19 protein-coding genes and 2 pseudogenes are annotated in these 19,720 nt (G+C 36.0%); 10 read left to right on the forward strand and 11 right to left on the reverse strand.

Annotation, left to right across the window (positions count from 1 at the left end; genetic code table 11):
- Positions 1-195: 195 nt before the first annotated feature.
- Together cgtA and proB are read left to right on the forward strand one after the other, a co-directional pair.
- Positions 196-1,419, forward strand: a complete 1,224-nt coding sequence (gene cgtA / locus AC07U8_RS06750) for an Obg family GTPase CgtA (protein ID WP_004820174.1) — start codon at positions 196-198, stop codon at positions 1,417-1,419.
- A gap of 61 nt (positions 1,420-1,480) precedes the next feature.
- Entirely contained in the window at positions 1,481-2,614 is a 1,134-nt protein-coding gene (gene proB, locus AC07U8_RS06755; RefSeq protein ID WP_004721861.1) for a glutamate 5-kinase, read from the forward strand.
- A 47-nt stretch (positions 2,615-2,661) separates the two neighbouring features.
- Here the strand turns inward: proB and AC07U8_RS06760 are convergent, their stop codons facing one another.
- From AC07U8_RS06760 to AC07U8_RS06770, 3 genes are read right to left on the reverse strand one after another with little or no spacing between them, the layout of a single operon-like run.
- Positions 2,662-3,183, reverse strand: coding sequence for a hypothetical protein (locus AC07U8_RS06760; protein WP_494737555.1), 522 nt, complete (start codon positions 3,181-3,183; stop codon positions 2,662-2,664).
- Between the two features lie 20 nt (positions 3,184-3,203).
- A complete protein-coding gene (locus AC07U8_RS06765; RefSeq protein ID WP_004820178.1) occupies positions 3,204-3,851 on the reverse strand; it encodes an HAD-IB family hydrolase in 648 nt (215 codons plus the stop codon).
- Complete coding sequence (locus AC07U8_RS06770) at positions 3,818-5,026, reverse strand: DUF1615 domain-containing protein (protein WP_419338497.1); 1,209 nt, start codon at positions 5,024-5,026, stop codon at positions 3,818-3,820. The genes AC07U8_RS06765 and AC07U8_RS06770 overlap by 34 nt, the downstream gene beginning before the upstream one ends.
- A gap of 83 nt (positions 5,027-5,109) precedes the next feature.
- Between AC07U8_RS06770 and AC07U8_RS06775 the strand changes: the two are divergent.
- A pseudogene (locus AC07U8_RS06775) lies at positions 5,110-5,175 on the forward strand (hypothetical protein); the annotation flags it as partial.
- Between the two features lie 513 nt (positions 5,176-5,688).
- On the opposite strand, the gene AC07U8_RS06780 reads toward AC07U8_RS06775, so the two are convergent.
- The 3 genes and pseudogenes from AC07U8_RS06780 to AC07U8_RS06790 all read right to left on the reverse strand — a co-directional run.
- Positions 5,689-7,557, reverse strand: a complete 1,869-nt coding sequence (locus AC07U8_RS06780) for an RHS repeat-associated core domain-containing protein (protein WP_494737556.1) — start codon at positions 7,555-7,557, stop codon at positions 5,689-5,691.
- Positions 7,541-9,469 carry an RHS repeat domain-containing protein gene (locus AC07U8_RS06785; protein WP_494737557.1) on the reverse strand — a complete coding sequence of 643 codons (1,929 nt, stop codon included), beginning with the start codon at positions 9,467-9,469 and terminating at the stop codon, positions 7,541-7,543. Before AC07U8_RS06785 ends, AC07U8_RS06780 begins: the two co-directional genes overlap by 17 nt.
- A 768-nt stretch (positions 9,470-10,237) precedes the next feature.
- Positions 10,238-10,710 (reverse strand): annotated as a pseudogene (locus AC07U8_RS06790) (tyrosine-type recombinase/integrase); the annotation flags it as partial.
- A gap of 130 nt (positions 10,711-10,840) precedes the next feature.
- On the opposite strand from AC07U8_RS06790, the gene dusB reads away from it, so the two are divergent.
- A complete protein-coding gene (dusB, locus tag AC07U8_RS06795) occupies positions 10,841-11,857 on the forward strand; it encodes a tRNA dihydrouridine synthase DusB (protein ID WP_494738582.1) in 1,017 nt (338 codons plus the stop codon).
- 43 nt (positions 11,858-11,900) lie between these two features.
- Here the strand turns inward: dusB and AC07U8_RS06800 are convergent, their stop codons facing one another.
- Entirely contained in the window at positions 11,901-12,494 is a 594-nt protein-coding gene (locus AC07U8_RS06800) for a DUF4291 domain-containing protein (RefSeq protein WP_004820193.1), read from the reverse strand.
- 519 nt (positions 12,495-13,013) lie between these two features.
- On the opposite strand from AC07U8_RS06800, the gene AC07U8_RS06805 reads away from it, so the two are divergent.
- A complete protein-coding gene (locus AC07U8_RS06805) occupies positions 13,014-13,520 on the forward strand; it encodes a DinB family protein (protein ID WP_494737558.1) in 507 nt (168 codons plus the stop codon).
- A 55-nt stretch (positions 13,521-13,575) separates the two neighbouring features.
- Here AC07U8_RS06805 and AC07U8_RS06810 read toward each other — a convergent pair whose 3' ends face one another.
- From AC07U8_RS06810 to AC07U8_RS06820, 3 genes are all read right to left on the reverse strand, one after another.
- On the reverse strand, positions 13,576-14,619 hold the full coding sequence (locus tag AC07U8_RS06810; protein WP_494737559.1) for an NAD(P)H-dependent flavin oxidoreductase: 1,044 nt from the start codon (positions 14,617-14,619) through the stop codon (positions 13,576-13,578).
- Positions 14,620-14,749: 130 nt separating this feature from the next.
- Positions 14,750-15,451 carry a VIT1/CCC1 transporter family protein gene (locus AC07U8_RS06815; RefSeq protein ID WP_004820198.1) on the reverse strand — a complete coding sequence of 234 codons (702 nt, stop codon included), beginning with the start codon at positions 15,449-15,451 and terminating at the stop codon, positions 14,750-14,752.
- A gap of 101 nt (positions 15,452-15,552) precedes the next feature.
- Positions 15,553-15,897, reverse strand: coding sequence for a hypothetical protein (locus AC07U8_RS06820; RefSeq protein WP_004820201.1), 345 nt, complete (start codon positions 15,895-15,897; stop codon positions 15,553-15,555).
- 551 nt (positions 15,898-16,448) lie between these two features.
- Here AC07U8_RS06820 and AC07U8_RS06825 point away from each other — a divergent pair.
- From AC07U8_RS06825 to AC07U8_RS06840, 4 genes are all read left to right on the forward strand, one after another.
- Positions 16,449-16,859 (forward strand): roadblock/LC7 domain-containing protein, encoded by a 411-nt coding sequence (locus tag AC07U8_RS06825; RefSeq protein WP_004721835.1) that lies wholly within the window; start codon positions 16,449-16,451, stop codon positions 16,857-16,859.
- Between the two features lie 365 nt (positions 16,860-17,224).
- Positions 17,225-17,581 (forward strand): hypothetical protein, encoded by a 357-nt coding sequence (locus AC07U8_RS06830; RefSeq protein WP_004721834.1) that lies wholly within the window; start codon positions 17,225-17,227, stop codon positions 17,579-17,581.
- Between the two features lie 98 nt (positions 17,582-17,679).
- Positions 17,680-17,895, forward strand: a complete 216-nt coding sequence (locus AC07U8_RS06835; protein ID WP_004820203.1) for a DUF1653 domain-containing protein — start codon at positions 17,680-17,682, stop codon at positions 17,893-17,895.
- Positions 17,896-18,036: 141 nt separating this feature from the next.
- Positions 18,037-18,630, forward strand: a complete 594-nt coding sequence (locus tag AC07U8_RS06840) for an O-methyltransferase (RefSeq protein ID WP_270385373.1) — start codon at positions 18,037-18,039, stop codon at positions 18,628-18,630.
- 63 nt (positions 18,631-18,693) lie between these two features.
- Here the strand turns inward: AC07U8_RS06840 and AC07U8_RS06845 are convergent, their stop codons facing one another.
- Positions 18,694-18,900 (reverse strand): KTSC domain-containing protein, encoded by a 207-nt coding sequence (locus AC07U8_RS06845; RefSeq protein ID WP_004721830.1) that lies wholly within the window; start codon positions 18,898-18,900, stop codon positions 18,694-18,696.
- Positions 18,901-19,140: 240 nt separating this feature from the next.
- Here AC07U8_RS06845 and AC07U8_RS06850 point away from each other — a divergent pair, with 240 nt between their 5' ends.
- Positions 19,141-19,644 carry an endonuclease V gene (locus tag AC07U8_RS06850; protein ID WP_494737560.1) on the forward strand — a complete coding sequence of 168 codons (504 nt, stop codon included), beginning with the start codon at positions 19,141-19,143 and terminating at the stop codon, positions 19,642-19,644.
- Positions 19,645-19,720 lie beyond the last annotated feature (76 nt).

Raw genomic sequence — 19,720 nt, forward strand, 5'->3', positions numbered from 1 at the left:
TTATTGATTTTCAGCGAACTGATTATAGAAAAATATGTGAATAAAAAACAATCGAAATCGAATAAAAATATGTATTATCAAGCCTCTCACAATAAATGTTTAAGAAAATTCATGCTTAGCTGAATAATACTATTCGAGAAATTTTTGAAAATATGGCAGAATATGGGGTTTTAAAGATTTTAGAGGATTGGCAGCATGCGCTTTGTTGATGAAGCAGTCATTACCGTAGAGGCTGGCGACGGTGGCAATGGCGTAGCCAGTTTTCGCCGTGAAAAATTTGTACCATTTGGTGGCCCAGATGGTGGTGATGGTGGTCGTGGCGGCAGCGTATATATTCAAGCTGACGACGATACCAGTACCTTAGTAGATTATCGTTATACCCGTAAATTTCGCGCTGAACGTGGTAAAAACGGTGCTGGCGCAAACTGTGCTGGTCGTGGTGGTGAATCAGTTATTCTGAAAGTTCCAGTAGGAACAACCATTGTAGATACAGAGTCTGGCGATATTATTGGTGATTTGGTTGAAGATGGCCAAAAGGTTTTAGTTGCACATGGTGGCGATGGTGGTTTGGGGAATACTCATTTTAAATCATCGACTAACCGTTCTCCGCGTAAATGTACACATGGTATCAAAGGTGAATACCGTGAAATTCGTTTAGAGTTAAAAGTTCTAGCGGATGTAGGTTTATTGGGGATGCCGAATGCAGGTAAATCTACCTTTATCCGTGCAGTATCAGCAGCTAAACCAAAAGTTGCAGATTATCCATTTACAACAATGGTACCGAACTTGGGTGTGGTCGATGCGGATCGTCATCGTTCATTCGTTATGGCGGATATTCCAGGATTGATCGAAGGTGCAGCAGAAGGTGCAGGTTTAGGGATTCGCTTCCTTAAGCATTTGGCACGTACACGTATTCTTTTGCATATTGTCGATGTACAACCGATTGATGGTTCAGATCCTGCCTACAATGCCAAAGCGATTGTGGAAGAATTGAAAAAATTCTCACCAACATTGGCTCAATTACCGATTGTTCTTGTTTTAAACAAACTTGATCAATTAACTGATGATACTCAAGAAGAATGGTGTAATCATATTCTTGAAGAATTACAATGGGATGGTCCTGTATTTAAAACTTCAGGCTTGCTTGAAGAAGGTACCAAACCTGTTGTGTATTACCTCATGGATCAAATCGAGCAACAACGTGAGTTGGAAGACGAAGATCCAGAGTATGCAGCGAAAATGAAAGCATTCCGTGATCAGCTTGAAGCTGAAACACGTGAGCAAACGATTGCTGCAAAAGAAGCTTATCGTGAAATGCGTCGTCAACAACGTCTTGCTGGTATTTTGGCAGAGGAAGAAGATGATGAGGATGACGATGGCGAGGATGATGGCGAAATGGAAGTGTACTACGTACGCTAATTTCTAAGGGTATCTATCATTTCTAAAGATACCCATTTAGAAAAGAAAGACCGAGGACAAGATGATAGAAGTGGTAGATGGGCAACGTCAGCTCAAGGCTTTAAAACGTATCGTTGTTAAAATCGGATCATCTTTACTCACAGCAAATGGGCAAGGTTTAGATTTGGATGCAATTTCGCATTGGGCGAAACAAATTGCAGATCTACACAATGCAGGACACGAGATTATTCTTGTGTCTTCAGGTGCTGTGGCTGAAGGAATGGTTCGTATGAAGCTAGAGAATCGACCCACCGATTTACCCAGTCTACAAGCTTGTGCTGCCATTGGTCAGATGGGGCTAATTCATACGTGGTCAAGCGTGTTGGAAAAGCATTCTATCCAAACGGCACAAGTCTTGTTAACTCATGATGATCTTGCGGATCGCCGCCGTTACCTTAACTCATGTGATGCACTGCAGAATTTAATTGATTGGAAAGTGATTCCTGTAATCAATGAAAATGACACAGTGTCTACTGATGAAATTCGCTTTGGTGATAATGATACGCTTGCAGCAATGGTTGCAGGGCAAGTTCATGCAGACTTACTGATCATTTTGACTGATCAGCAAGGGATGTTTGATTCAGACCCGCGTTCTAATCCAAATGCAAAATTATTCCATACTGTTCGCGCAATGGATGAAACCTTGTTTGATATGGCAGGCGGTGGTGGTAAGTTTGGTCGTGGTGGTATGTTGACCAAAGTTCGCGCTGCTCGTCTGGCTGCCAAGTCAGGTTGTCCAACGCTGATTGCCAGTGGTGAAAGTGACAATGTATTGGCTCGTTTAATGGCGGGTGAATTATTGGGTACTTTATTCATTACTGATGATGATCGTGTTACAGCACATCAACAGTGGTTAGCTGCACACCTTCAAACTGCAGGGCGTTTGGTTTTAGATGATGGTGCTGTCAAAGCCATTAAAGAAAACCATCGTAGTTTATTGCCTGTAGGGGTAAAAGCTGTTGAAGGGCATTTTGATCGTGGTGATGTTGTGGAATGTGTTGATCAGTATGGTCATCGAGTCGCGGTTGGACGGGTGAACTTTAGTTCGCGTTCTGCTGAAACTGTTAAAGGTTTAGCTTCGGATAAGGTGTATCAGGTGTTAGGTGAAGCACGTTCTTTAGAAATGATTCATCGTAATCACATGTCGATTTATTGATTAGTTTTAAGATTTCTAAGAAATATAACCCCGCTTTGGCGGGGTTTTTATTTGGGTATGATTAATGGTGCTTTTTCGTTGTATAGATCGGATTTAAAAAATTTATGGCCGACCCATGACTTTAAGTAAAAATGTTGATCATGGAAACGAGAGCCTCCTTGTACACCTTTACCAAAATTTTCATCGTTATTTAATTTACGTTTGATCGCACTAAAAAAACTTTTAATATTTTTATCGGGTGTTTTTGAGATGATTCTTAAACTTATTTTTTCTAACGTATCCTCTGTTTCTCGACCACCTTCACCTGCAATCGCATATATACAGTATTCATCTTTGTAGATTTTATCTTTACTGATGTTTTGAGCTTGATCGAGAAAATAGAAGCCAAGATTAGGATGATCATATTGGCTAAGTTGTTCTTGTAAATTATCAGGCGTGGCAATTTTCATTTGAATTTTATGATTTGAATCAAAATATTCTATTGCCATTTCAATTTGATATTTCTTTAACTCGTGTTGAATATAGGGATAGAATTCAGAGAGTGGCATGATGATATTGATATAGGACATTGAAAAATCTCAGTGCTGAATTACGCAAATTTTTTTTCATCTTCTAAATAGGGTAAAACCTGATCCTTACCAACCATATATTGATAGTCGGCCAAATGAAGCATATCTAAATCTTCTTCACTGTTCCCATAGGCGAATATTTTATTATATTGATCTAAATCATATCTTTCTAAGATACGAAGTCGTTTTTGTTCACAACTGCAATCTGGCGTGGAATAGTTGCCAGTAAATTTGCCATCTATGACTTCAGTACCAGTACAGATCAAATCGATATCTAAGATTTGGCAAATGATTTTGAGGTAAATATCTACAGATGCTGAAACCAAAACAACATCATCGCCATTTGTTTGATGTTTTAATAACTGCTGATAAAGATTTTGATCCAGTTGTCGAACTAAGCGTTGAGCGTATTCGTTTGCAATATCTTGAATTTCATTAGCATCGGCTTGTTTAAACATTGCATTAAATAATTTGATACGCATGGAGTTGGCAGGGTAGATATTTAAATAATAGGCCTGAATCCACGGTAAAATTTTGATGCCTTGCTTTACGATATGTCTTTTTGATAAAGCATAGAAAATAAACCCTGTGAAACTGTCTTTTTTACACAAGGTTCCGTCAAAATCAAATAATGCTAAATTTTTAAACGTTTTGCTCGGTGCATACATGTTTCATATCGTCCGTTTACGCGGCTTGCGTACCAGTTAGTATTATAATCACGACTCAATTTAGGCCCAGAAATGACAACTTCTGGCATTATGGCATACATTGGATCTTTACCTGTTTTATTCTTATAAAGTTTAGATACAGCGATATAAGTTTGAGTTTTTTCAAAATCTTGCTGTTTCTCGTCTTTTAAATCACTACGTAACTGTCTAGGCGTAACTAAAATATTATTTTTTGAAAATAAAGCAGTGAGAGCTTTTTCTGTATCAGTTATCGCTGGACGTGGGTCGCCATTTTTGTCATACGAGAGTAAATCACCATCGAGTGCCAGATCAGCTTCAGTGAGCTTATCAATCATTTTTTGAAAAGCGGCATTTCTGCTCGAATACATCCCAGAGTTATAGTCAGCAAAACGATAAATCGGTTTATCATAATCTGCTGGATACATCATTAAACGATGGATTCCATAGTATAAACCACCAAATTCAGTATATAGATCATCACGTAATTCATTGATGTTCATACTGGTGCGTTTATGCTCTTTGGCATAATTGATATGAACCTGCATTGAACCTAATGTTGTGATTGGGTTCATTTTTTCAGCAATATCTTGACCAACAAATTTTGCCGCACCCGTCAGCGCACTCACATGATAATGCTTTGCCATATAATCAAAGATTTCACGATAAAGTACGTCTAAATCTTTTTCAGTGCGGACACGACTCATTTGTTTTAAATAGTTATCATCAGGCGAGGGCTGATTTTTTAAAACATTCTCAAAATATGAAGCAACAGTGCCACCAATTGTGGTTCCAAGTTTATCTTCAAATTTCTCATTTAAACGTGTGGTGACTTCTTTTACCGCTTTATCCCCCAAACCTGGCACGACAGGATTGGCAACAAAGTTAGATTCCTGATCAACCACCGCAATGATGGTACAGATATTTTCTTTGTTGGTTGGGATTTTTAATTCATTGGAAATATCGTAGATGTCTTTTGCCCACGAGTCACGTTGATTGACACGATTTGGAATCAGTTTTCTGATTTGCTCTTGTTTTAATTGTTCATCATCTTCATTGGCAAACCATGAACCTTTACCACAAGCGACTAGGCTTAAAGAAAGAGCTAACACGCTGAAAGATTTAAGAAATGCGTGATGTCGAACTAATTTTTTCATGTCGAAGAAAACATACTCAGAAAATGATGAGCCACTATGGCAGATGCAGTATACTATGAAGGTCTAAAAATGTATGAATATATATGTATATTGGTCCTTATCAACTGTCAAATAATTTAATCGTTGCACCTATGGCAGGTGTGATAGATGTTTTGGTGATTTTATTAAATATTAAGTAGTTGGATTGATTTTTTGGTGTAAGGCGCAAATATGGTGCAGTAAATACAAGATTTTTCGATAGATCTTAAAAAATACTATCTAAGAGCAAAAAAATAGAGAGTGAAATTAATTATAAATTCACTCTCTAATTTAATCAAAATTCACTATTATTTAATACCTAAAATTTCTTCTTTTAGCTTTCTTTAAATAGTACTTGTTAAAAACAAGAATCCCAGGCAATAGTGAAAGAGCAAAACAGATTAGATTAAAAAAGAAATAATAATTATTTTTAGATATCAATTCCTTATAGCCATTAATTTCTGATCCAATAATCAGTGGAGCTCCAAAGAAAGGAATCATGAGTAGATAAACAAATATTCCCATTAAATCTCTTATTAAGCCTTTTTTGTGGCTTATATCCACAAGAATTTTTGAATATACATATACTATAAACATAAAGTATAAACAAAAAATTAAAAAGAACAAAAATGCGTTAAACCATATCATGGAGCACATCCTACTTGTATATCGTTTGGTTTCAAACCACCACCAATGAATTCAGATGAGCCAACAACTGTACCTTCGAATACAGCACCTGCAAACATACCAGGGGTGCGGTTGTATCCACGAGTACCTAATGGTTTACCTATCATATTTACTCTAGTACCAAATCTACTTAATACATGATTTACTGGGCCACCAGCTGCACCACCTACCATAGCGCCACCTGCAGCATAGAAATTATAATTTTCCATGGCCATAACATCTCGATTTTGTACAATATTACCTGTAGCTTGACCAGCCAAGCTTGCTACTCCTGAACCAATTGCTGCTCCTGCTGCTGCTCCTACAGCATGAGATGAGGTTGGCATTAAAGCACCTACTGCAGCACCTGTAGCAGCACCAACTAATACTCCTTGCCATCCGCCAGTGATTCCTCCACCAATTCCACCTGCAATTGCACCATATATAGCGCCAGGAATTCCCCATTGACCCTGATAATCTACAAAGCTAATAGGATTGTTGCCAACATATGCATAGGTATTTGTACCACCCGCTAGTCCTACAGGATCACTTTGTGTATAACGGCCAGTCGTTGCATCGTAATATCGATTCCAGTTGTACCATAGATTACTTTCTGCATCATAATATTGACCTGGAAATCCAATATTAAACTGGCCAATATTGCTTTGAATTACATATGAGTCATAACTAGTATGGCGAGATTCCCATACGACATCTTTGTTAGAATTGGTAAGCTTATGAGGTCTACCTAAGTGATCGTTATGGACATAGTTAAGCTGATTACCGCGAACCATACCTATAATATTTCCACCTAGCCAAATATATACAGTATTCAATGAACCATTTTGAGTTGTTGCTAGATCTGTTTCAGCTACTAAACGGCCATCAGGAGAATGAACATAATTCACACTACCTGCATTACTACTTTTACGACTACGAAGATTAAATGCATCATAATCATATGTAGTTATTGTTGAGTTATCATTTACAGTGTTTAGACGATTAAAACCGTCATAAGTGAAATTCAAATTTCCCCCATGACCTGTTTTTTGAGTAATATTTCCTAAATCATCATAAATAAAGGATTTTGGTTCAATATTGGTGGTATTTGATAATTTATTGCCTGAATTAGTTTGATAAAAAGTATATTGATTATTACTTGTGCTTTTAGTTCGATTACTATTTTTGTCAAAATGCCAGACTTCACTCAACTCGAAATTTTCAGAAAAAGCGCTAGATAAAACCAATTGTCCAATATCATCATGCTCATATATAGTTAGATCTTGAGGTTTGGTTCTATCGTAAATCTCTCTTATCAAATTATTCACATCATATGAGTATGATAAATTATTTAAACTAGTTAAACGATAATTTGTATCGTAGTTTGCTACTCTTGTTAGACCATTTCCATAAGTCCAATTTTTAATTCCACCATATGGTTCATATTCAATACCACGAACTACTGTATGTTCTACACCATCAATTTTGATTTTGACACTATTTACGCGACTCAAAGCATCATAACTATAGGTAACTTTATAAGATTCGTTCTGACGACTTTCACTTTCTAAGCGTCCGTAACTATCATATGTCCAATAGACTGGATAACTCACACCATTAATCGAAGTTGTTTGTACACTTATTTTTCCATCTTTAGTATATTCATAACCTTTTGCTGTTACACCATCGGATGTACCACAAAGTCGTCCTATTCCATTAGTACATTGATCATAAATCCATGTCTGAACGGATGTACCAGTAATTGCTTTTGTTCGTCGATTCAAAGCATCATAAGTATAAGTAGTTACAACACCATTTGATCTAGTCAGTTTAATGGATATTTCCATTTAAGTCATACTCGTAAAAACTGTTACCAGTATCAGGGCTACTAATACTTAATAGGTTACCAAACCCATCATAACTATATCTAGTTATGTTTCCATTTCCATCCCGAACAAATGCTACATTCCCTGATTGGTCATAGATAGAACCAATCGTTGAGCCATCTGGGCGATGTTCTTCACTCATATTATTATATTTATCATAAATGTATCTTGTAACTTTTTTTGAAGAATCAGTTTTTTTTATTATATTACCATTTGCATCATATTCGTAACGAACATTTTGGTTGTTATTTCCTTTACTAGCTGTTGTCCATCCTAATTGATTATGAGAAACGCTTTGACTAAAGCGAATGTTATTACCTTCTCTATACTCAACGGTCAGTAATTTACCTAAATTAGAATATGTATAAAATTGCCCACTAATTACTTGATCTCCTACGCCATGTGTAATATTTGATATATTTCCAAAATCGTCATAATTTATGGTTTCTCTCATGCCATCTTTTTCAATTTGGGTTATTCCAAAAGGACCATATTTATAATTTTCAATTCTAGTATTATTTTCAGATATTGTATTTCTTTTACTTATAATACGAGATCTAGCATCGTAAACAAATTCTATTATCATCCCATTTGGATCAATAATTTTTCCTACATTACCTAAGTTATCATAGTCACTATACTTTATGGTATGTCCTGCGGAATTTACCTGTTCTATCAGATTTCCTATATCATCATAAGTATATGATATTGATTTTGAGTTTTTAACAATGGAAATATTTTTGAGCATGCCATTATTATGTAAAGTATAGCCGTAACCAGTAACACTGCAATTTGAAGTCCCCAATTTACTACATGATGTTATGCTTTTAATTCTATTTTTTGCAGGTTCATTCTGTGAATAATAATTATAATTAATTTCTTGAATTGCATTATTGTTTTCTAGAATTTCAATTTTACTAAGTAAGCTAGGTGAATTTAACCAGTAATATTTTATAGTCTTATCAATATTTTTTTCTTCCAATAACCTACCATCCGAATCATGAGTATAGAAAGTTTCTATATTATTCCAGTCAACTTTTGATTTAATATAACCATTATTATCATAAGTGACAGTGGAACTGCTATCAGGACAATTATTTACCCCACTTCTTTCAATTCTTGATAATTTGCTTTTTGTGTTATCCGTATAAATATATTTAGATATTGCTCCCAAAGGATTAGTTACTATAGTGTAATTATTACCATAATTTAAACTGTAAGTTTGAGTTCCATTGCTACGTCCACTTTGTGTAGCTTTATCACCTGTATAAAGGTAGGTAGTATACCTTTTATCATTAATTGAAATACCAGTTAACTTTTTCTCACCTGCGCCATTTTCACCATAATGAAAGGACTTACTTCCTAAGTTATCTGGATAAATAATTTTAACTAAATCCTTTTTGTCATTATATATATAAGTATATATATTGTTCGCGGGATCAATAACTTGAGTTGTAAATGAGTCAATATTTTTAATTTTAATTTTTTTACCATTTGTGTGAATTATTTCTGTTCCATTATTTTTAAATTTTTCCCAACCAATACCATGCATATTTTTCCGGCTTCTTAATATTCCGATATCTAACGCAGATAATCCACCACTGTAAACCTCATATGTCTCAACACTTCCATCCAGATTGGTGAACGGTTGTGATAATTTACCCGGATCTCTATATTCAGCAAAAGACATCTGCCCATTCGGAAGTGCACGTGCCAGTCTTACCTTTCTATTATTCGAGCTAAGGCCAGTTGGATACATCATAGTTCCGAAGTTATTTTGCCAGCCTGACTTTAATGTCTTTATCTTTAGAATGATAAAAACTGGAATATGACAGCGGCATTTCCCAACCAGTCGTGAATATTGGTTCTTCATGCAATTTTTCTCCATTTGCTATCTCAATTGGATTGGGTGTAGTGCAATTAGTTGCAGAAGAAACGATAGATGGGGAAATATTGGGCATATTTGCAAATCCATAATTCCTGTAACTATTTTGTTGTAATAGTTGAGACATACTATTTATTTGAGAAATATCTAAAGTTGGGGGGCTTGATGTATTGCCATAGAATACTAGTGGGGGCATTGTGTAATTCGCATAAATATTTGAAACTATGAGATTACCTACCAGTAATGTAGATATAAATTTTACATGTTTTGAAAAGTTCAAGTTTTATTACCTTATATTTAATAATTGAGTAAGTTGTGATGTTGAAACACCTTTATGGTAATGATAATCATTTGCTTTTATGTAGTCTAGTTTTATAAGAATTTATGTGCAAATTCATATTAAATTATTGTTTATAAATTCAATTTAGAATAATTAAGTTTGTATCTAAAATTTATCATTCAAAAAATGGTCTTCCTATAATCGAATTCCTATCATTCTCGGAAATATCTTTATTGAGGGATCATCTAGCTCTATGACGATTAGAAGCAAATTTTAAAAAGTTCAATAAAATTTTATGAATTACTAAAAGTGATAATGTGATTAGGGGGCAGTTTGGTAAAAATGGGCAGCTTACCACTGAAGGAATTTGGTCGAAAAAACATAGGATTGTTCCGATGAGTGAATGTGATATGTCCTTTATAAATTTTTAATTATTATGTACGTGTATGATTTTGGATGGTGAAAGGTTTAACCAGCCAAACATACTCAGCATAAACAACTACCACTTTAATATAACTCATATCTTTTAAAGTAGTAGTTGACGCAACACCATCTACACCTTTCAATGGTTCGCCCTTACGAAGTGAAATAACATTTTCTGAAAAATCTTGACGAGTTAAGGAATAGATATTTTTCTCAGAAATCTCTAAACTAGCAATGTGAGTAGTAAGTGCACCAGTCTTAGTCCGTGCAAAACTATCCGCTTCTTCTAAATACTTATGAATAAACTCGACCAAAGTACGATGCTTTAGTTCTTCTTTTGGATTGAGCATCATTTCTAGGTTTAATTCGATTTCAGCTTCAGTTCTTTTAATCCACTCATCAGCTAATGATTTTTTGCTGAAAGTTTTTTAAAACTGCATAGGTGGATAGTTTTCACGTTGTAAGCATATTTAGGTACCATAACACAAAGTACCATCTTTATTGACTATCTAGTGGCTGTACCCATGCAAATTGCATCATAAATATTTTGCGGTGCAAATAAAGTGCAACAAATGAGCATTAGAAGTCAATAACAGGCGATTCAAAGAAGTTTAAAGAGGTCACAGAAATTGAGTCAAAACAACGTTATTACAGAATTGTTTGATAAATCAATAGATAAGAAACTTTGGGTCGCACCTATGGCTGGAGTCACAGACCGTCCGTTTAGGACACTGTGCAAATACTTTGGTGCTGGGCATGCGGTAAGTGAAATGATGACCTCTGATCAGACCTTACGTATGACCAAAAAGAGTTTATATCGGGCAAATTTTGATGGTGAATTAGCGCCGATTTCAGCGCAAATTGCAGGATCTGAACCAGATCAGTTGGCTGAGGCAGCACGTTATCAAGTTGCAAATGGTGCGCAAATTGTTGATATCAATATGGGATGCCCAGCAAAAAAAGTTTGTAATAAACTGGCAGGTTCGGCATTGCTGAAAGATGAAGATTTGGTTGCCCGAATTTTAGATGCAGTGGTAAAAGCGGTTGATGTGCCTGTGACGTTAAAAACGCGGTTAGGTTTTTTAAATGGCCATGAGAATATTATCCGTGTGGCGAAAAGAGCAGAAGAAGCCGGAATTGCAGCCTTAGCTTTACATGGTCGAACTCGTGAGGATATGTATTTAAATACGGCACGTTATAGTTTGATTAAAGAAGTCAAACAGATGCTCACTATTCCTGTAATTGCCAATGGTGATATCGACAGTCCAGAGAAAGCCAAATATGTATTGGACTATACTGGTGCTGATGCCGTCATGATTGGACGTGCAGCCCAAGGGCGTCCGTGGATTTTTCGTGAAATTGCTCATTATTTAAAAACAGGTGAATATTTAGCAGCACCAGATATTCAAGAAGTAAAACACGTATTACTGGGCCATTTGTCTGAACTTTATCAGTTCTATGGTGAATACTCGGGTTGCCGAATTGCACGTAAGCATATTGCTTGGTACACCAAAGGCTTACATTCTAGTAATGAATTCCGTCAAAATATGTACAAAGTGGAAAGCACGATAGAACAAGCAAAAGTTGTTGAGGCTTACTTTAATCACTTGCTTGAACAAGGCAATACGATGAGTGATGTACAGGTTGAGTCGCTAAATTTATTGGATGTGTAATCAATAAGGTGTAATTAGTATGGAAGCGAACTCCCATACTGAATCAACCAATCACCAAATGTTTTTTTAATGCATCGTTTAAAGGATAAATACGTTGTTTAGGCAAGAGCTTTTCAGCGTGTTTATACTGTCCTAGACGTCGAAATTGCGCCATCTTATTTACAAGAGGCGTGATATCTTGGATTGAGTGAATCGCCGTGTTGTTAAACGCTTGAATTAAAAAACGACTCATCCCAATTTGAATACTACGCTGTTCAAGCTTAGTTCCCTTTAAATTCCGTTCAGGATCCCACTGAATATGAACTTTGGCATTTTCAAAAGACTCAAACCAGTGTTCGCCATTTTTATGCGCAGAGAGTGTCGGGTCGGTATGGATACTTTGCTGGAGTAAATATTCCCAAAAATCACGTTGAATACGGATTGCCAAAATATGATTTTGGTTGGATTTTGTTGCCCAATGACTTCTTTCCATTAGCCATAAAAATGAAGGTTTTATCCATGTCATTCTGTGAAAGGAAAAGGGCGAAACAAACTTTTGTTGTTGTACCGCCAATTGTGCAATTTGTTGGTTATAGGCTTGATAAACTGTAATCGTGTCACGGTCATATAGCGCACGTATTTGATGATATGCAGACATGATAAATCTCACTTGTATTTTGAATAAGTTGTTAAAAAATTTAAAACTTAATCAAATAAGTGGAAAATGATTCACCGATTGGCAAAAAATTTGATTTAACATGAGCATCAAGCTAGCTTTATTGATTTTGTCGCTATTCTAGTCAAAATGGCATTTTTATCAAGCTGATCAGGGTCTGTTGACATTTCATAAATGGCTTGCGTTGTAGGTTAAAATTGAGCAGGCAAGACATGAAACGAAGAGAATAGCGAGACTATTTTCAAGTTTCATAACGAAGGCTGAGATAATTTTAGCCACAACCCTGAGCAAGAACAAAGCACTGCTTTGTTTGCAGCGCAAGGCGCAGCGGGGGACTAGTGTGTTTTTTGCCGCTACGTTGTTACGAACTACTTATTTAGAATGACTAAATTTCGTATTTCGCGCCTAGTACCGCCTAAAAAACACACGTAGTCGCAAACGTAGACGAATTGTCAACAGACCCTATATTTCATATACCCACAATGATGGTTTATTTAAGTCATGAATAAAGACTCTTTCAGAATACTGGCACAATACAATATCTGGGCAACCCAGCGTCTTTGTGAAAGTTTAAAATCTGTATCCGATGATGATTTTAACAAGGATGTTGGTCTTTACTTTAAAAGCATTGTTGGCACCTTGAATCATCTATTGTTGGGTGAGCATTATCTCTGGTATTCACGCTTTAAGCAGGGGGTATCACCTGCAATTGCATTAAATACAATGATCCAAACCGGAAAAACACTATTACTAGATGAATTACAAGAGAAGTCGAAGAATTGGATTGAGTTTCTAGAGCAGTTAGATGAAAAAACCTTAAATGCAGATTTAACCTATAAACGCGTTTCTGGACAAGAACTGACTTTGCCTTATGCTGCCACACTTATGCATGTATTTAATCATGGCACACATCATCGTGGGCAAATTACCGCTGCAATGACAGGATTGGGGTATGCATGCCCTGAATTAGATTTAGTGTATATGTTAGCTGAACAAAGCCAAGCATAATAAGTATAAATAGAAGCTGCTGCAGTTCAGCTTCTATTGACAGCTGAGTTGAGCATTAAGAATGGTTCATTTCCACAACCAATTGATTAACCAGATCCTGAGCCTCTAATTCACGAATCTGTCCAACATTACTTCCAGCCCAAAATGCACCAAAGCCAGTATCACCATGTTGCACCGCGAAAGCATTTAGCTGTTTTGCCAAATCATAAGCATAAGGGTAGGCGGCTACATGCGGTCGGTCGGGCTGATCAATCCTCGCTTGCCAATGATTGATGATACCGCGTGCTGGGCGACCTGAAATGCTTGAGGTAATTTGAGTGAGTGGGTGATCAAATAAGGCCTTGCGATATGCTACATTGGCGTTTGATGTTTTACATTGCACAAAAGCTGTTCCCAATTGCACGGCATCAGCACCAAGATTTAACATGGCTTTGGCTTGTTGCCCATTCATAATACCGCCTGCTGCAACGACAGGCAGTGAGCTATGTTTTTTGATAAGCGTGACTAGATCTGCGGTTTTAATTGCACCATCAATTTGAGCGTTAAAAATACCGCGATGCCCACCGGCTTCGATACCTTGAGCCACAATAATATCAATCCCAGCTTCTTCAATAGCCAGCGCTTCAGCCAGATTGGTTGCAGAAACTAGAGTGATGATACCGGCTTGTTTTAATTTTTGAATTTGATATTGATGCGGGATACCAAAATGAAAACTTACCGCTTTGGGTTGAGTGTCTAAACACAGGTTTAAAAAATCATCATTGTCTTTAAAGCTCGGGTAGATGCATTTTAATTCTGTGGGTGGATTTGCGCCAAATTTTTTAAATTCAGCAGCTAAATGTTGACTCCACAGCGTATTAGATTCAGTGTTTAATGCTGTTGATTCATGACAGAAAAAATTTAATTGAAAAGGATGTGGTGTTAACGCTTGGGTTTCTTGAATTTGTTGAAGTGCAGAATCTATGGTATTTGCACCGAGTCCTAAAGCGCCTAAAGCCCCTTGATTTGATACTTCCGCTGCCAATAGTGGGGTAGAAACGCCTGCCATTGGTGCAAGTAAGATGGGATGTTTTATCCCTAATTGTTCTAATAAAGACATACTTAAGCTCCTTGAGTTTTAAGTTACTTTGCCCAAGCCAATTGGAATAAGCAAATTATGTTCGGTATTTATTATAAAAATATAATTCAAATACACCTTTAAGGTGTAGCTTATTTTATACAGGCTTAGATCACATCGGAGTGACTTGGAACAGAGAACCAATCCAGCTTGAGAACGCCATTGCGATAATTCCCCATACCGCCACACGGAAACTACCCTTGAGTATTGATGTGCCCGCAAAATAGCTGGATAAGGCACCGAGTATGACCAGAGATAAGATACCGACTACTAAAACAATTTTTTCTAAATATGCTTCGGGGCTAAACAGAATCGACAATGTTGGAAATAAGGCACCTATTGAAAACGATAACGCTGAAGAACCAGCAGCTTGTAATGGTCTTGCCGCAGTTGCTTCATTGATCCCAATTTCATCCCGTGCATGCGCTTCTAAGGCATCTTTTTCTGTGAGTTGAACGGCAACTTGATGTGCCAATTCGGGATCTAAACCGCGTTGAATATAAATGTGAGTCAGTTCTTTAAGCTCTAAGTGCGGGTTTTTTTCTAATTCGCGAGCTTCGATTTTTAAATCCGCCGCTTCAATATCTGATTGAGATTTGACGGAAATATATTCACCGGCAGCCATTGAGGTTGCACCTGAAATCAATCCCGCAATACAGGTAATCAATAGCGTGTGACTAGACGCACCACTCGCTGCCATTCCCATCACTAAACTGGTCACAGAAATGATGCCATCATTTGCACCCAAGACCGCTGCTCTTAACCAGCCTGTACGTTGTATAAAATGCTGTTCTAGGTGATGAGAATGTGGCATAAACAAAACTCCAAGTAACTGAAAGCTGATTCATTGATAATCTAAATATATGACAAATATAAAAAAGCTCCTATATTTAGGAGCTTTTTTTCAGATTAAAACTATTGGCTTGCTTTTTCTTTAACGTCCGCAGCACCTTTTTCAACAGCACCAGCGGCAGTTGCAGTGGCATCTTTAGCAGCATCAACAGTTGCATCGGCAGCATGTGCAGTTGCATCAGCGGCATGATCTACAGCAGTCGCAGTTGCATTTGCTGCATTATCCGCGGCTTTCGCCGTCGCATCAGCTGCATTTTGAGCGGCATGTTCTGCATCATGTTTTGCTTGTTCTACGGCATTTTCAGCATGTTCACCTGTGGTCGCCCCTGTTTCTGGCGCTTTATCTTTATTACAACCAACAAGTGCAATCGTTGCAATCAGACCAAGAGAGAGTAGAAGTTTATTCATTGTCTTGTACCTTTTTTAAATTAATTTTTGGCATCCAGCAGTTGGATGAAATAAATATAAACACAAAAAATAACCAAATCAAAAAATAAAATGTAAAGTTTTTATAAGATCAATTTATCTTATATCGAATAATAGCGCACAAATCTGCTTTTAATAAAAGCTTAATATAATATCAATAAAGTGATTTTATAGTTTAACTGCTAATATCAATAAAATAATCAATGGTAAAATTTAAGCTTGTTTTAATGCTGTATCGTTAAAATTAAATCAGATAAGGTGTAAGATGCACTCAATTTATGATATTAGTTATTTGAAAGTGACCTTGTTGAAAAAAATCTGACAATTTGAAGCTTTGTGGCGCAATATCAGTGCTCAAAAAATTAAATTAAAAGTGAAAAAACATGTTTACAAGCCAATAAAAACAGATAGAATTGAGTGTAAAATGTGAAGTATATCAAATAATTCTGTTGCTGGAAAAAGTCTGAAAAACCTGTGTTTTCGGCTTTTGAAAATGCTGGATTTACAAATTAATTTATGGGGTTTTCTTGAATATGCTTGACCTAAACACATCTCGAAAAGTACCTGATGATTTTGTAGCATATGCTGAAAAACAAATCAGGCAGCTTTTGAACTCTGTCAGTGGTGTAGAGTTCATCATGTTGTGTACTTCTGATGGGTTTGAAATTGCTTTAGTCAACAAGAAAAATATTAGCAATTCTGGAAAGATTGCCGCAGTGAGTAGTTCGATTTTAGCCCTAGTAACCGCATTTGTTTCAGAAATCAATCTCGTTGGATGTCAAACAATTACCTTGGATGCTGAGAACGGAAAAGCACTTTTGACAGCCATTCCTCATCCAAAGCATCCACTGGTTTTAGTGGCGATGACCAACAAAGATATTTTATTGGGACAGATGCTCTATGAGCTTAAATCCACCTCAGAATTACTGATGAGAAATATATAGATAAGCCATTGTGAAAAATGTAACTTCAGTTGCATTTTTTTTGAAAAATGAGATTTGTACTGGGTTTTTTCTATCCGGTATTTGTTGGGTTTTTTCAAAAGTTTTAAATAGTCAAATTAGTCATTTATTTTTTAAATTTCTATTGAATAGTTAATATTTTTTATGCTATTAAAATGAGTGTGGGAAATAATTAATTAAAATTGATTATCAAATAAAATTAAATGGGTATTCAAAAAAAGAATACTAATTTATCCATGTTAGTTAGGAATGAATATTTTTAGCTAAATAGTAAAGTGTTTTAGTAAAGCAAAATAAAAATTGAATTACTAAAGCGAACAACAATGTTGAAAGAAACGGGGATGCTCATGGCTCGTATTACACTAGATCAATTAACTGATATCGATGGTTTCGTTTGTGCTGCATTAGTAGATAGCGAAAGTGGTTTATCTTTAGCGACTGCAGGTGCAGGTTTAGACTTAGAATTAGCAGCAGCAGGTAATACTGAAGTTGTTCGTGCTAAGCGTAAAGTAGCAAAAGCACTGAAATTAGATGATGTAATTGAAGATATTTTAATTACATTAGGTAAACAGTATCATTTGATTCGCCCACTTGATTCAAATGAAAACTTATTCCTTTATCTTGTTTTAGATCGTTCTAAATCAAACTTAGCAATGGCTCGCCACGAGTTAAAAGCATTTGAAAAAGGCTTAGACTTTTCTTAATTTAAAAATTGAAAAGCATAAAAAACTCGTCTACGGACGAGTTTTTTCTTTGGCTATCCTGTATAACATAGATATCGTATTTAGAGTGTTGAGTGTAGATGTTAAAAGCTGGAATTTATAAACATTATAAAGGTAATTTATACCAAGTCTTTCATGTCGCAACACACAGTGAAACCCGTGAAAAAGTTGTGGTTTACCAATGTTTATATGATGATTATTCAATCTGGGTTCGACCTTATGAAATGTTTTGTGAGCAAGTCACATTAGAAAATGGTCAAGTCCAAGCAAGATTTGAATTTTTACATGAGGTTTGAGTTGTACTTGCTAGATTTTACCGAATGATAAAGTCACGAAATAAACCGTAACGATGTAACTTGTCAAAAGCTATGTATTGTCATAGCAATGACGTAAATGATTGAAATAATAACAATGATAGTGAAAAGGAAGATCTAAACATGAGTTTAAGTAACCCATTTTTGCAACGATTGAATGAACTATATCAATCCTTTATTAAGTTTGATGCTACACAGTGTGATCGTATTAAACGCTATCGAAATATTGAACCTGAATCAGCATTGTTTTTAGCCATGCAAGTGCGAATTCAGCAATCTAAGAAAATTTTAGAGATTGGGACATCAACAGGTTACTCTACATTGTGGCTTGCGGATGCAGCCAAAGTCACAGGTGCCAAGGTGACAACGCTAGAGATCGATGAAAAAAGAACTCAGCAAGCGCAACTGCATGCTCAAGAGTTACAGGTTGATGACGTGATTGATTTTTGGGTAGGGGATGCGCAAAAATACTTAGAACAGTGTCAGGAACAATATGACTTTATTCTACTGGACGCTGAACGCAATGCTTATTTAAATTACTGGGTATATCTACAGAAGATGCTTGTAGAGCATGGTGGGGTATTGATTGTAGATAATGTGATATCACATGCTGCTGAAGTAAAGAGCTTTATCATGGAAGTTAAACGAGATGAAAGGTTTATGACCACAACCTTGTCGATTGGGTCTGGTCTGTTTGTGGTGACATTTAAAAACTAATCGAGTTTTTACATCAGGGAGAAATCTCCCTGACTTTGCTTTAAAAGCACAGTTCTAAAAAAACTATAAAATTGAAAGTCGCTTAAAATGTAAATCGTATTCTAGGTATTTATGCACGAATGCTGTTTTATCACTACATCGTAGTAAATTATTGTATATAAATTCTGGGACAGGATGGTAAAGTTCACCAGAACCATTGTTATAAAAAATTTTTAAATACCGTGAAGAAGCATTGTACTTCCAAGAAGTCACGGTAATCATTGATCCCATAAGCAACCCCTTAAACTTTTGATTGTTTTACAGAAAAATGTATTCTGTATCTTTTGAAATTAGTCTATTCACTTAAAGAAATGTATAGTGGTTTTGTAAATAAAGCTGTTTATATTCTGCTAAAGATATTCATATTTTGACATTACAGATTCTGGGTAAGATAAACACTTAAAAAATCATCAGTAAATGAGAAAATTGGTATTTTATTTTAGTCATTAATAAGTCATTAAGAGGTAGATCATGATTCTTGCAATAGACGTTGCCTATATAGATAACTCTGCACAAGTTGCTGGTGTAGTATTTGAGTCTTGGGTGAGTTCAGCTGTATTGAATCATTACCTTATCACCATCAACCCAATTGCTGACTATGAGTCAGGTCAATTTTATAAACGTGAATTGCCGTGTATTTTAACGTTATTGGATTTGGTGAAAGAACCCATCGATATGATTGTGATTGATGGCTATGTCTATTTAGGCACTGAACAAACAGCAGGCTTAGGGCAGCACTTATATGCTGCCTTAGTTGATAAAATCCCTGTGATTGGGGTGGCTAAAAATGAATTTAGGGGAACGCCAAAGGCGTTTGAAATTTTACGTGGACAAAGTGTTAAGCCATTATATGTCTCTGCCATCGGCATAGAATTAGTGCAAGCAAAACATAATGTACAGTCCATGTACGGGAAATATCGTATTCCTGAGTTACTTAAGCAAGTTGATCGTTTGAGTAGAACTACGCAAAAATAATTTTTTGCTATCCTATATTCAGTGGTTTAAATGTATTATCAATTGACTCATATTTTATTTTCTATAGAACAATATT

It is taken from the genome of Acinetobacter sp. GW821-FHT01E09 (assembly GCF_059422385.1).